Here is a 12,395-nt window from a genome sequence, read left to right on the forward strand (position 1 = left end):
CGGTCACGGCGGGCTCGGCTTCCCGCATTGCCAGATGGTGAGGCGCCAGAACATCCGGCTGCCCTTCCGGGTGAGTCGGATCACGCCCTCGGACGCCAGCCGTGCGACCTCGCGCGCGCGGACGACCGCGTCCGGTAGCGGGAAATCGCGGACGGAGGCGTTCTGGATGCGGTCACCGAACACCCGTTTGGCGGCGCGCAACACCGCCGACTCGTCCTGCAGTGAGGCCGTCGGGAGGTAGACCCGCCCGGTAGGAGCGACATGCCTGCCGATGTCGTCCAGCATGGCCACCGGCAGCTCCGCGCCGGTGGGCCCGCCGCCCCGGCCCCCGGGGAACCACCCGGATGCCTGGGCGATCGCGTCCGGCACCCCGCTGATATCGGCGATGACGACGTCCGCACGTACATCGTGCACCGGCTCGAACAACGATCCCTGCCGGAACTCGGTGGTGTCGGCCAGCCCGAGCTCCTCGGCATTCTTCGTGGCGCAGTCCACCGCGGCCTGCGACACGTCACAGCCGATGACCCGGCCGGCACCGAGTTTGGCTGCCACGAAGCTCAACACCCCACTGCCGCAACCGGCATCCAACACGGTCTCCCCCGCGTTGATACGCATGGCGTCGCCCAGCACCCTGGTCGTGCTGCTCGGCGCGAACACTCCGTCCGCCACGGTGAGCGTGAACGGTCCGCCCGCGCCCTTCCATGTGTATGACGCTTGCTCGACCATTCGAATCACATCCTCCACCCAATCTTCTCCCAGCTTCTCGCACCCGCCCCCGCACCGCCAGGTTTCCGTGCGGTCCGTGCTGGGAAGACGACAGGCGACAACCGACGAGGAGCGTATGCTCATGTCCACAATAGGCAAGGCAGACGAAGCGGGTAACCCGGTCAGCAGGTACCTGCGCACCCACACCAATCCTCCGGTATTCTTCATCTCCGGCGCCGTCATCCTGGCGTTCCTGATCGTCGGCGTCGCCTTCACCGACACGACCAGCAAGGTCGCGAGCGGAGCGCTCGGGTTCATCAGCACGAACTTCGGCTGGTTCTACGTCCTCGTGGCGACGTTCTTCCTGGTGTTCGTCATCGCCGTCATGCTCAGCCGCTACGGGCGGCTACGGCTCGGCCCGGACGACTCGCGGCCGGAGTACCGGACGCTGCCGTGGTTCGCCATGCTGTTCACCGCCGGTATGGGAATCGGACTGGTCTTCTACGGCGTCTACGAGGCCCCGTTCCACCTGGAGGAGGGGCCGATTGCCGGCCGCGGGATGCGCGGCGCGATGGAAGCGCTCGGCATCACCATCTTCCACTGGGGCCTGCACCCGTGGGCGATCTACATCGTGCTCGGCATGTCGATGGGCTACTTCTGCTTCCGCAAGAACCTGCCGCTGCGGCCGGCGGCGGCGCTGTACCCGCTGATCGGCGACCGGATCTACGGGTGGGTCGGCCACGTGATCGACATCCTCGCCGTCTTCGGCACGCTGTTCGGGCTGGCGACGTCCCTCGGTCTCGGCAGCCAGCAGGTGAACGCGGGGCTGGCCGAGGTGTTCGGCATTCCGGTGAACCAGACCGTGCAGATCGTCATCGTCGCGTTGATCACCGCGGTAGCCGTACTCAGCGTGATGCTCGGCATCGACAAGGGCATCCGCCGGCTGTCGGTGATCAACCTGTGGTTGGCACTGCTGTTGATGGTGTTCGTGTTCGCCGTCGGGCCGAAGCTGTTCATCCTCAGCGGGCTGGCCGACGCGACCGGCAGCTACCTGCAGAACCTGGTCAGCAACAGCCTCTTCGTTGCCGACCCGCAGTTCGAGGCGACGGCAGCCGGGTGGCAGGCGGACTGGACGTTGTTCTACTGGGGCTGGTGGATCTCCTGGTCCCCGTTCGTCGGCATGTTCATCGCCCGCATCTCCTACGGCCGGACACTGCGGCAGTTCATCAGCGGCACGTTGCTGGCTCCCGTCGGCGCGTCGATCCTGTGGTTCTCCGTGCTCGGCGGCACCGGCCTGTACTACCAGCTCACCAACCGGGTCGACATCGCCGGCAGCGCGCCTGAGACGGCTCTGTTCACGCTCATCGGCGAGCTCCCGGTCGGCACCGTGCTCGCTACGGCGGCGGCGCTGCTCACCGTGCTCGTGGTGGTGGTCTTCTTCGCCACCTCGTCCGACTCCGGTTCGCTCGTCGTCGACATGCTCACCAACGGCGGCGATCCGCACCCGAGCAAGCCACAGCGGTTCTTCTGGGCCGTCACCGAGGGTGCCGTCGCAGCCGTCCTGCTGTGGATCGGCGGCTCCACGGCGCTCGCGGCACTGCAGGCGGCGTCGATCACCGCAGGGCTCCCGTTCGCGCTCGTCCTGCTGGTGCTCTGCCTCGGTCTGGCGCGCGCGTTCCGTGCCGAGGGTCTGCCTGCGGTCGCGACCGCAGGCCGTCTCGCCGGGCCGGACCGACGCGACCGCGAACCCGCAGAACCGGCCGACCGCCGTCGGGCGGAACCACAGCAGAGGGGGTCATGACAATGCCCACACGCCGGACGAAGAGAGGCAACCCGTTCCGCGGAGTGCTCGACGTGGTCAGCGAGATGAACCGGATCTCGGACCGGATGACGTCGTCGGAGTCGTCCACGGTGCAGCAGCCGCATGGCCACTCCGACGCCTGGAGTCCGACCATCGACCTGCTTGCGGACGGTTCCGACCTGCTGATCCGCTGCGAGCTGCCCGGCGTCGCCAGCGAGGACGTCGAGGTCAGCCTGTCCCGCGGCACCCTCACCATCGCCGGTCTGCGGCGCCGCGGCAAGGAGAGCGACGACGCCTTCTACGTCCAGGAACGCCACTACGGCCAGTTCCGCCGCGACATCACGCTGCCGGAAGGGGTACGCGAGGACCACATCGAAGCGGAGTTCGTCGAGGGGGTGCTGAACGTACGCATCAGCGACGCGGCCGGCGCACCGGGCCCCGCCCTGATCACCATCAAGGCCTAGCTTCACTCGGCGCGGTACCACCACCACACGGTGGCCAGTGCGCCGCCGACTGCCGTCACGGCGACGAGCGCGTAGCCGACGGCGCCCACGGCGCCCATGTCCTGGCCGCCGGCGCCGACGGCCAGGGCGGGCACGGCCCACGGGAACCAGCCGCCCGCGCCGACGGAGGCGAGCGCCTGGGCGAGCACGACCACGACGAGCACCAGGCCGACGGCGGGCAGGTAGCCGCGCCCGGCGCTGGCGGCAAGGGCCACCGGCGTCTGCAGCACGACGCTCAGCGCGTAGCAGACGGCCAGGTCGCGTACCGCCGCCAGCACCACCGCGGCGGACCAGCCGGGCAGCGTCAGCGCCGCGCCGACGAGCAGACCGCCGAGCATCATCAACGCCGTGAGCGCCGCCGACCAGGCGATCCCCACGGCGAACTTCGCCAGCACAACCGCCGAGCGCCGTACCGGCAGGGCGAGGATGTCCACCGCGGTGCGGTCGCTGAACTCCCGGCCGAACAGCCACGCAGTGAGGATGCCGAGCACCACCAGGCCACCGGCGGCGTAGATCGTCGTCAACAGCCCGAGGTAGCCCGGCCAGTCCGGGGTGCCACCCAACGCCGCCATCTTGTCGCGTACGGCGGCGGAGCCGCCGGGCGCCCGCTGGGCGAGCAGGAACACGCCGCCCATCAACGGCGCCAGGCAGATCCCGCCGGCGGTCAGGGCGGGCACGAGCGAATGCCGCAGCTTGCTGACCTCGGCCCGGCAGGCGACGACCAGCCCGGTCGGCCACGACAGACCGCGCCCCAGCGGGCCGCCACGCGCGCTCACTCGACCACCTGCTCCACGGCCCGGTGCTCGTCGAGCAGCCGCAGGAAGAACGCCTCCAGGTCCTCGTGCCAGACGGACAGGGCCGTCGGCGGCGTCGCCGCCTCGGCCAGCAGGGCAGCCACGGCTTCCGGGTGAGCGAGCGCCCAGCCGTCGTCCAGCTCCAGCCCGCCCGGGCCGGCCGTGACGACGGACAGCCCACGGGCCGCCAACGCCGCGCGGGCGGCCCGCCGGTCGCGTGCGTCCACCCGCAGCCTGCGACGCGCCCGGCTCGGCAGCTCGGTGCCGTCGAGCTCGGTCAGCAGCCGGCCGCCGTCGATGATCCCGATCCGGGTCGCCAGCCGCGCCACCTCGGCCAGGATGTGGCTGGACACGAAGATCGCCACGCCGTCCTCGGCGGCCACCCGGCGCAACAGGTCGCGCAGCTCGACGATGCCGGCCGGGTCCAGCCCGTTCGCCGGCTCGTCGAGCACCAGCAGCTCCGGCCGGTGCAACAGCGCCCTGGCCAGGCCGACCCGCTGCGCGTTGCCCAGCGACAGCTGGCCCGCCCTGCGGTGCTCGGAGTGCTGCAGGGCGAGCAGCTCGAGCACCCGGTCGACGGCACCCGCGTCGCGGACGCCGTAGCACCACCTGGCGATCTCCAGGTTCTGCCTGACGGTCAGCCGCGGGTACGCGTGCGCGCCGTCGAGCAGGTAGCCGACGCGGTGCCACGGCGCGCCGTCCGGCGCCACCTGGGTGCCGTACAGGTATGCGGCGCCCGCAGACGGACGTGTCATGCCGAGCACCATGCGCATGGTGGTCGACTTGCCCGCCCCGTTGAGCCCGAGGAACCCGTAGATCTCGCCCGGCCGCACCTGGAGGCTCACCTCGTCGACGGCGAGCACCTGCCCGTAGCGCTTGGTCAGTCCGCGTGCCTGCAGCACGGGCGCGGTCATCGCGCCACCTCGTCGGTGAGCGCGGCGAGCGCCTCGCGCAGCAGCTCGGCCAGGTCGGTCGCGCCGTCCTCGTCCACCCAGCGGAAGATCGCCGTGCTCGCCGCCGCGAGCGCGGCGTCGGCAGCCACCTGCGCTCGGAACCGCGTCGCTGGGTCCGGCTGCTCGCCGAGCAGACCGTCGACGATCGCGCACCTGGTCTGGTACTGCGTCTCCCAGTGCCTGGCGCGCAGCGCGGGGGTGTCGCGCACCAGGCGCACCCGGGCGAGCATCAGCGCGCGCTGCGCCTCAGGCAGCTCGGCGACCCCGTCCGCGAGGCTGCCGAGGATGCGGCGCAGCAACGGCTCACCGGCCGGCCTGCTCGCGATGCGCGCGACGATCGCCGCGTCGTAGTCGTCGGTGAGTACCAGCGCTTCCTTGGTCGGGAAGTGCCGGAACACGGTCATCGACGACACCTCGGCCGCGGCGGCGACGTCGGCCACCGTGGTGTCGGCGTAGCCGCGCTCGAGGAAGAGGCGCATCGCCTGCTCCTGGATCCGTTGCCGCAGCTGGCTCCGCTGCCGCTCCCGCAGTCCGGTCATGCGTTAGAGACTAACAATTGTTAGCGACTAACGCTAGGACTCCTTCGGCAGCCGGCCCATCAGGTAGAACTCCTCGTTCGGCGCGATGGCGGCGAAGTGCGCCAGCCGGTTCGAGAGCGCGAACAGCGCGGTGATCGACCCGATGTCCCAGATGTCGTCGTCGGTGAACCCGTACGCCGCCAGCTCGGCCTGGTCGTCCGCGGTCACCTCCGCCGGGCGCACCGCCAGCTTCACCGCGAAGCCGAGCATCGCCCGCTGCCTGTCGTCCAGCTCCGCCTTGCGCCAGTCGGTCGCGACCTGGTCGGCGATCCGCGGGTTGCGGCTGCGGATGCGCGCGATGGCCCCGTGCGCGACGACGCAGTAGAGACAGTCGTTCTCGGCACTCGTGGCCACCACGATCAGCTCGCGGTCCGCCTTGCTGAGCGCCGGGCTCTCCTTGTCCATCAGCGCGTCGTGGTACGCGAAGAACGCCCGCCACTCCGCCGGCCGGTGCGCCAGCGCGAGGAAGACGTTCGGCACGAACCCGCTCTTCTCCGCCACCTCGCGCACCCGCTCGGCGAGGTCCGCGGGGAGGTCCTCGACCGCAGGCACGGGGAACCGGCTCACCCCTGCCTGGACGGCCGCGTCCGTCGAATCCGTCATCTGGCCACTCTAGGCGAACGTACGCGGCCCGCCCCAGCCTTCGCCGGGACGGGCCGCGTGCAGAACGTGTGGTGCCTAGCCCCCCATCTTCGCCTGCAGGCCCTCGTCCAGCGCCGCGAGGAACTCCTGGGTGGTGAGGAACGGGGTGTCGCCGCCGACGATCAGCGAGAGGTCCTTGGTCATCTTGCCGTTCTCCACGGCCTCGACGCAGACCTGCTCGAGCGTGCGGGCGAACTCCACCACGGCCGGCGTGTTGTCCAGCTTGCCGCGGTGCTCCAGACCGCGCGTCCAGGCGAAGATGGACGCGATCGGGTTGGTCGAGGTCGGCTTGCCCTGCTGGTGCTGGCGGTAGTGCCTGGTGACCGTGCCGTGCGCGGCCTCCGCCTCCACCTTGCCGTCGGACGTCATGAGCACGCTGGTCATCAGGCCGAGCGAGCCGAAGCCCTGCGCGACGGTGTCGGACTGCACGTCACCGTCGTAGTTCTTGCACGCCCAGACGTAGCCGCCTTCCTGCTTCATCGCCTGCGCGACCATGTCGTCGATCAGCCGGTGCTCGTAGGTGAGGCCGTTCTTCTTGAACTCCTCGGCGAACTCGTTCTCGAACACCTCGGCGAAGAGGTCCTTGAAGCGCCCGTCGTACGCCTTGAGGATGGTGTTCTTCGTGGACATGTAGACCGGGTAGCCGCGCTCCAGGCCGTACTTGAACGAGGCGCGCGCGAACTCGCGGATCGACTCGTCGAAGTTGTACATGCCCATCGTGACGCCGCCGCCTGGGAACTTCGCGACCTCGAACTCCATCGGCTCGCTGCCGTCGTCCGGCGTGTACGTGATGGTCACCGTGCCCGGGCCGGGCACCACGAAGTCGGTCGCCTTGTACTGGTCGCCGTGCGCGTGGCGGCCGATGATGATCGGCTTCGTCCAGCCGGGTACCAGCCGCGGGATGTTGGAGACCACGATCGGCTCACGGAAGACGACACCGCCGAGGATGTTGCGGATGGTGCCGTTCGGCGACCGCCACATCTTCTTCAGGCCGAACTCCTCCACCCGCGCCTCGTCCGGCGTGATGGTGGCGCACTTCACGCCGACGCCGTGCCGCTGGATCGCGTGCGCCGCATCCACGGTCACCTGGTCGTCGGTGACGTCCCGGTTCTCGATGCCGAGGTCGTAGTACTCGAGCTCCACGTCCAGGTACGGGTGGATCAGGCGTTCCTTGATGAACTGCCAGATGATCCTGGTCATCTCGTCGCCGTCGAGCTCGACGATGGCGTTCTCGACCTTGATCTTGGTCATGCGGCGTTTCCTTCTTCCTGCCTGTTCGCGTCTCGTGGACGCCTGCGACCTAGAGGTCCTGGACGTCGGCCTGCTTCGCGCGGACGGCCTCGGCGGCCTCGCGCAGCCCGGCGAGCTCGGTCTCGCTGAGGTCGCGCTCGACGACCTTGCGTACGCCGGCGCGGCCGAGCTCGGCCTCGACGCCCAGGTACACGCCCTCGATGCCGTACTCGCCCTGCACCCAGGCGCACACCGGCATGACCGCGCCGGAGTCCTCGACGACCGCGCGAGCCATCCGCGCGGCCGCGGCGGAAGGCGCGATGTACGCCGAGCCGGTCTTCAGCAGCGCGACGACCTCGGCGCCCCCGTCGCGGGTGCGCTGCACCAGCTCCTCGATCTTGTCCGCAGGCAGCACCTCGGCCAGCGGCTTGCCGTCGACGGAGCACGCGCTCGGCACCGGGACCATGGTGTCGCCGTGCGAGCCGAGGGTGAGGGTGGTGACCGAGCTCAGCGGCACACCGAGCTCCTCGGCCACGTTGTGGGTGAAGCGTGCGGTGTCGAGCATGCCCGCCTGGCCGAGCACCCGGTTCTTCGGGAAGCCGGTGGCGATCTGCGCGAGCGCGGTCATCTCGTCGAGCGGGTTCGAGACCACGATCACGACGGCTTCTGGCGCGTGCTTCGCGACGTTCTCCGCGACCTGCCTGACGATCTTGGCGTTGGTGTCGATCAGGTCCATCCGGCTCATGCCGGGCTTGCGCGGCAGGCCCGCGGTGATCACCACCACGTCGGCGCCCGCGATGGCCTCGTAGCCGTCGCCGTCGGCCGTCGTGGTCTGGCCGACGACCTTCGTCTCGAAGCCCTCGATCGACCTGGACTGGTTGATGTCGAGGGCGAGCCCGGCCGGCCGACCCTCGATGATGTCGGTGAGTACGACCGTCTCGAAGACGTCGTACTCGGCAAGCCGCTGCGCCGTCGTCGAGCCGTAGAACCCGGCTCCTACGACCGCGACCTTGCCCTTGCGCGCCATGGCTCGCCTCCTCGCCAGCGTGCCGGGTACCGGTCCCGGCGAAATCTCGTCATCAAGATATGTCTGGTGCCGAGGTTACCCCTTCCCGGCCTCCCAGACCGGGTCGCCCCTGCCGTTGTGGCCGGCCTCACTGGCCGCCCGGATGCGGGACGACGACGGTGATGATGGCCAGTGCCAGGCCGAGGATCAACAGGCTCAGCACGTCGACCACCCGGCTGCGTACGGCCAGTAGCCCCACCGTACGTTCCGGCAGCACGATCCGAAGGAACGCGGCGAGGCAGACGAACACAGCCACGATCATCGACCCTTGCTTGAAGTCGACCAGCCCCAGATAGGCCAGCCCGCCGCCGATGCCGAGGCAGACGGTGAGGAGCGGCCATTCCCTGAACCCGCGACGGCGGGCCACCACCGGCCGGGACGCGACCTCGGGCTGCGTACCCTCCACGTCGTCGGAGTCGTGGACGGTCATGTCACCTGTTCTCTCGTCTGCTCGGACACCTGAGCAAACGCTACCGCCAGCCCGGGTGGACACCACCGGCCCACCCGGGATGCACCGACGCGACTAACGGTCGCCCAGCGGCACGAACTTGCGGTCGTGCTCGCCGATGTACTCGCTCTCCGGGCGGATCAGTCTGTTGTCCGCATGCTGTTCGAGCACGTGTGCCGTCCAGCCCGCCATCCTGCTCACCGAGAAGACCGACGTGAACAGGTCGGTGGGGATACCCAGGTAGTGGTAGACGCTCGCGGCGAAGAAGTCGACGTTCGGGTACAGACCCTTGGTCTCGAGTACGACCTCTTCCATCCGCTTCGACATCCGGTAGTACCTGTCGTCCCCGTGGATGCCGGCGAGCTCCTCGGACATCGAACGCAGGTGCGTCGCGCGCGGGTCCTCCACCTTGTAGACCCGGTGCCCGAAGCCGGAGATCTTGTTGCCCGCGCCCAGCTCGGCGTTGGTCCACTCCTCGACCTTGTCGACACTGCCGATCTTGTCCAGGTTCGCCATCACGGCCTCGTTGGCGCCGCCGTGCAACGGACCCTTGAGCGCGCCGATGGCGCCCACGATCGCGGAGTGCATGTCGGACAACGTCGCCGCGATCACACGCGCGGTGAACGTGGACGCGTTCATCGTGTGGTCGGCGTGCATGACCAAGCACGAGTCGAAGATCTCGATCTCGCGCTGCTCCGGCCGCCGGCCGGTGATCTGCAGCAGGAAGTTGCCCGCGATGCCCAGCTCCGGGTCGGCATCCTGCGCCGTCTCGCCGCGCCGTGCCGCGTGGTACTTCGCGACGAGCACCGGCTGCTGTGCCACCAGGCGCACGGCCTTGCGGTGCTCTGCCTTCGCGTCGCCTGCCCCCTTGTCCGGGTCCCCCGCCGATCCCAGCGACACCAACGTGCGCAGGGCCTCCATCGGCGCGGCCGCACGGGCCACTTCCTCGATGTTGTCCTCGACGATCGCACCGAGCGTCCGAGCCTCGGTCAGCTCCTCGCGCAGTTCGTCGAGCTGCTGCCGGTTCGGCAGGTCGCCGCTCTGGAGCAGGTAGACGCACTCCTCGAACGAGATACGTTCGGCGATGTCATGGATGTCGTAACCGCGGTAGACCAGCTTTCCCACCTGGCCGTCGATGTCGCTCAATGCGGTAGACGCCGCGACGATGTCGGCTAGACCCTTCGACTCGTCCGCCATTCGCACTCCCTCCGGTCACTGACCACGACTTGCACTCCCGCACCGGTGGTTCGCACCGGTCCGGAGTCGTCGCGTCGTCCGGTCAGGCAACCCTCGTTGGTTGGTACCTCTGCCCCGATCGCACGCGGAACTCTCGGAGATTCCGACCCTACCCGCTGGTATACGCCGGAGTGCAGACCCAACTCGCGCGGGTTACCGCCGATCTCGCCGCTTCGTGAACGCAATGTGACCGCCCCTGAACTGGTGAGTTCCGGTGCGATGGACGGATACCGCGCCGACGTCTCATCTGGTGGGCGGGGCCCGTAGCCAAGATCACACCGCCGCTACTACTGATCGCAGCCGCCCGGTAGCACGAGTGGCGCCGGGGTGCCCGCCATGTGGGAAGTCAGCCGTCCCAGTCGACGTCCGCGCCGTGGCACATGGCGAGCTGCACCGCCTGCGTGGCGTCCAGCCGGACGTCGGTGAGCTCGATCGCGGTGAGGTCGACGCCGTGCAGCCGGGCACCGCGCAGGTCAGCGCCGCGCAGCTTCGTGTCGTGGAACGTGGCCTTCTCCAGGTCCGCGCCGGCGAGGACGGTGGTGCCCAGGTTCGCGCCGGTGAAGTCCGTGTCGCGCAGCCGCACGCCGGTGAGGTCGAGGCCGCGCAGGTCCTGGTACCGCAGCGACACGAACGACCAGTCGCCGCCGACCACGGTCAACGGGCGCAGCACGGCCGTCTCCTCGAAGGTCGACCCGGTCAGCTTGCAGCCGCGCAGCGTCGCGCCGAACAACGACGAGCCGCGGAACCGGCAGCGCAGGAACGCGGCGTCGGTCCAGGTGGAGCTGTTCAGCCGCACCTCGGTGAGGTCGCACTCCTCGAACACGCACGCGGTGGCCGTCACCTCTTCCAGGCTCGCGCCCGTGAGGTCGCAGTCGACGAACCGCCGGCCGTCGAGGTCGGCGCCGTACCAGTCGACGTACCGCAGGTCGGCGCCGATCTCGCCCTCGTCGGTCACCGGCGGTCCGCATTGGTCAGGATCCTGCGCGCGATGCCCGCATAGTCGAGCACGAGGCCGTCGTCGTCGAAGACGATCTCCGCGGTGAAGCCGTCGTCGAGCCCGTCGAACTGCACCACCTGGCCCTCGGGCGCGGCGCCCATCACCGTGTAGCGCTGGCGCGACGGGCGCACCTGGAGGTCGGGGAGCGAGACCCACGCCATCACCAGGTCCACGGACGCGCCGTCGTCGACCAACCGGTGCCGCAGCAGCGGCAGCGTGTTGAACAACGGCGAGACCTCGACGTCCGGGTCGACCGCCTCGGCGATCGCCTCGGCGTCACCGCCAGGCGGCGGGAACGCACATTCCCCCTCCGCCGCCGTGGTCAGCTGCCAACCCGCGGACGCCGAACGCCGCAGCTCGAGCGTGCGCGACCAGCCCGAGCCGGTCACCGTCAACGACAGCTCGGTGGTGGCCAGGTCGGCGTCGGTGACCAGCCGGTAGTCCAGCCGGTACGGCTCAGGGTCGGTGCCGAGCGCGACCCCCGACGCGCTCAACCCCTCGCCGGTACGCCGGACCTCGGCGAACTCCGTGCCCGCCGGGTCGTCCTTCGCCCAACCGACGAACGTGTGCCGCTCCGCCGTCTCTTCGATGGTGACAGCCATGTCCCTCCATCGCAGGTCAGTGTTCTCTACTGGGTGGCGATGGCCAACCGGGCGCGCAGCGCGGCGACCGCATCCGCGTCGCCCTCAGGGCGCACCGCCTCGTACGGCACCCGGCCCCACAGCCAGAGCAGCAGCTGGGTCGGTGGTGCCGCCAGGTCGGCCGGCCCCGCCCCGGCCGGCTCGTCGGTCACGGTGACCTCATCGGGCGCGAGCTCCACCAGCCACGCACGATCGCCACCGGCCACCCGCACCTGCCTGGCGCGGCCCGGCTGTGGCTCCTCGGACCAGTCGCCCGCGACCATCACGTGCAGCACCTCGTCCACACCGTCGACGGCCAGGTCGTCGGGCACCGGCCCGTGCTCCCCGACCGCCTCCTCGGCGTCGACCCTGTGCACCGCGGTCTCCTGCGCCATCCGCCGGTACCAGAAGCCCACCGTCTGGTCCGGTGGGAACCAGGTGAACGAGGGCGCGGCCGGGCCGCGTTCCTCGAGCTCGGCGAGCAGCTCGTCGCGGGTGCGTACGAGCCAGTCCACCGGGTCGGCCGCCGGTGGTTCCGGCGGCCACGGCGACGGTTGCCGAAGTTCCCGCATGCACGTGACCTTGTGGGCGTAGACCATCGCCACGTGCTCCACCAGGTCTCGCAGCGTCCAGCCGGGGCAGGACGGCACGGCCGGGTCCAACCGGTCGCGCGCGACCTGGATCAGGCGATCGGAGTCGGCCCGCAACAGCTGCAGGTAACGAGCGGGTTCCATGCGCGCCTACGCTACTTCCCCGCCCCGACACCCGCCCAGACCCCACGACGATCATCGTGGCCGGTAGCTTTCCGTGGTACGGAACGAC

13 protein-coding genes and 1 pseudogene are annotated in these 12,395 nt (G+C 70.0%); 2 read left to right on the forward strand and 12 right to left on the reverse strand.

Translation table 11 applies throughout. The features are described 5' to 3' along the window. Nucleotides 1–3 precede the first annotated feature (3 nt). A complete protein-coding gene (locus GEV07_08800; protein MQA02800.1) occupies nt 4–948 on the reverse strand; it encodes a methyltransferase domain-containing protein in 945 nt (314 codons plus the stop codon). On the opposite strand from GEV07_08800, the gene GEV07_08805 reads away from it, so the two are divergent. Then, a complete protein-coding gene (locus GEV07_08805) occupies nt 848–2,506 on the forward strand; it encodes a BCCT family transporter (GenBank protein MQA02801.1) in 1,659 nt (552 codons plus the stop codon). The two genes, GEV07_08800 and GEV07_08805, sit on opposite strands and share 101 nt — an antisense overlap. Before the next feature lie 2 nt (nt 2,507–2,508). Then, nucleotides 2,509–2,970, forward strand: a complete 462-nt coding sequence (locus GEV07_08810) for an Hsp20 family protein (GenBank protein ID MQA02802.1) — start codon at nt 2,509–2,511, stop codon at nt 2,968–2,970. Between the two features lie 185 nt (nt 2,971–3,155). On the opposite strand, the pseudogene GEV07_08815 reads toward GEV07_08810, so the two are convergent. From GEV07_08815 to GEV07_08865, 11 genes and pseudogenes are all read right to left on the reverse strand, one after another. Beyond that, a pseudogene (locus GEV07_08815) lies at nt 3,156–3,932 on the reverse strand (ABC transporter permease subunit). Beyond that, complete coding sequence (locus GEV07_08820) at nt 3,782–4,717, reverse strand: ATP-binding cassette domain-containing protein (protein MQA02803.1); 936 nt, start codon at nt 4,715–4,717, stop codon at nt 3,782–3,784. The pseudogene GEV07_08815 and the gene GEV07_08820 overlap by 151 nt, the downstream one beginning before the upstream one ends. Continuing rightward, nucleotides 4,714–5,235, reverse strand: a complete 522-nt coding sequence (locus tag GEV07_08825) for a TetR family transcriptional regulator (protein MQA02804.1) — start codon at nt 5,233–5,235, stop codon at nt 4,714–4,716. Before GEV07_08825 ends, GEV07_08820 begins: the two co-directional genes overlap by 4 nt. A 93-nt stretch (nt 5,236–5,328) precedes the next feature. Further along, nucleotides 5,329–5,937 (reverse strand): peroxidase-related enzyme, encoded by a 609-nt coding sequence (locus GEV07_08830; GenBank protein MQA02805.1) that lies wholly within the window; start codon nt 5,935–5,937, stop codon nt 5,329–5,331. Nucleotides 5,938–6,012: 75 nt separating this feature from the next. Next, nucleotides 6,013–7,227, reverse strand: coding sequence for an NADP-dependent isocitrate dehydrogenase (locus tag GEV07_08835; protein MQA02806.1), 1,215 nt, complete (start codon nt 7,225–7,227; stop codon nt 6,013–6,015). A gap of 49 nt (nt 7,228–7,276) precedes the next feature. Beyond that, entirely contained in the window at nt 7,277–8,233 is a 957-nt protein-coding gene (locus GEV07_08840; GenBank protein MQA02807.1) for a malate dehydrogenase, read from the reverse strand. Between the two features lie 127 nt (nt 8,234–8,360). Beyond that, nucleotides 8,361–8,702 (reverse strand): DUF3017 domain-containing protein, encoded by a 342-nt coding sequence (locus GEV07_08845; GenBank protein ID MQA02808.1) that lies wholly within the window; start codon nt 8,700–8,702, stop codon nt 8,361–8,363. A 93-nt stretch (nt 8,703–8,795) separates the two neighbouring features. Then, nucleotides 8,796–9,917 carry a citrate synthase gene (locus GEV07_08850; GenBank protein MQA02809.1) on the reverse strand — a complete coding sequence of 374 codons (1,122 nt, stop codon included), beginning with the start codon at nt 9,915–9,917 and terminating at the stop codon, nt 8,796–8,798. A gap of 385 nt (nt 9,918–10,302) precedes the next feature. Next, nucleotides 10,303–10,911: a pentapeptide repeat-containing protein gene (locus GEV07_08855; protein MQA02810.1), complete on the reverse strand. Its 609-nt coding sequence runs from the start codon at nt 10,909–10,911 to the stop codon at nt 10,303–10,305. Continuing rightward, nucleotides 10,908–11,555: a hypothetical protein gene (locus tag GEV07_08860; protein ID MQA02811.1), complete on the reverse strand. Its 648-nt coding sequence runs from the start codon at nt 11,553–11,555 to the stop codon at nt 10,908–10,910. Before GEV07_08860 ends, GEV07_08855 begins: the two co-directional genes overlap by 4 nt. 26 nt (nt 11,556–11,581) lie before the next feature. Next, entirely contained in the window at nt 11,582–12,307 is a 726-nt protein-coding gene (locus GEV07_08865) for a maleylpyruvate isomerase family mycothiol-dependent enzyme (GenBank protein MQA02812.1), read from the reverse strand. Nucleotides 12,308–12,395: the final 88 nt, after the last annotated feature.

This window comes from Streptosporangiales bacterium, assembly GCA_009379825.1.
In the GTDB taxonomy this organism is placed as follows: Bacteria; Actinomycetota; Actinomycetes; order Streptosporangiales; family WHST01; genus WHST01.

Excerpts from the sequence above, each read along its gene's own strand:
- GEV07_08840 (MQA02807.1), bottom strand. The coding sequence starts at position 8,233 with ATGGCGCGCAAGGGCAAGGTCGCGGTCGTAGGAGCCGGGTTCTACGGC.
- GEV07_08825 (MQA02804.1), bottom strand. The coding sequence starts at position 5,235 with ATGCGCCTCTTCCTCGAGCGCGGCTACGCCGACACCACGGTGGCCGAC.
- GEV07_08830 (MQA02805.1), bottom strand. The coding sequence starts at position 5,937 with ATGACGGATTCGACGGACGCGGCCGTCCAGGCAGGGGTGAGCCGGTTC.
- GEV07_08820 (MQA02803.1), bottom strand. The coding sequence starts at position 4,717 with ATGACCGCGCCCGTGCTGCAGGCACGCGGACTGACCAAGCGCTACGGG.
- GEV07_08810 (MQA02802.1), top strand. The coding sequence starts at position 2,509 with ATGCCCACACGCCGGACGAAGAGAGGCAACCCGTTCCGCGGAGTGCTC.
- GEV07_08850 (MQA02809.1), bottom strand. The coding sequence starts at position 9,917 with ATGGCGGACGAGTCGAAGGGTCTAGCCGACATCGTCGCGGCGTCTACC.
- GEV07_08800 (MQA02800.1), bottom strand. The coding sequence starts at position 948 with ATGACGGCGCCGGAGATGAAGAATACCGGAGGATTGGTGTGGGTGCGC.
- GEV07_08865 (MQA02812.1), bottom strand. The coding sequence starts at position 12,307 with ATGGAACCCGCTCGTTACCTGCAGCTGTTGCGGGCCGACTCCGATCGC.
- GEV07_08860 (MQA02811.1), bottom strand. The coding sequence starts at position 11,555 with ATGGCTGTCACCATCGAAGAGACGGCGGAGCGGCACACGTTCGTCGGT.
- GEV07_08835 (MQA02806.1), bottom strand. The coding sequence starts at position 7,227 with ATGACCAAGATCAAGGTCGAGAACGCCATCGTCGAGCTCGACGGCGAC.
- GEV07_08805 (MQA02801.1), top strand. The coding sequence starts at position 848 with ATGTCCACAATAGGCAAGGCAGACGAAGCGGGTAACCCGGTCAGCAGG.
- GEV07_08845 (MQA02808.1), bottom strand. The coding sequence starts at position 8,702 with ATGACCGTCCACGACTCCGACGACGTGGAGGGTACGCAGCCCGAGGTC.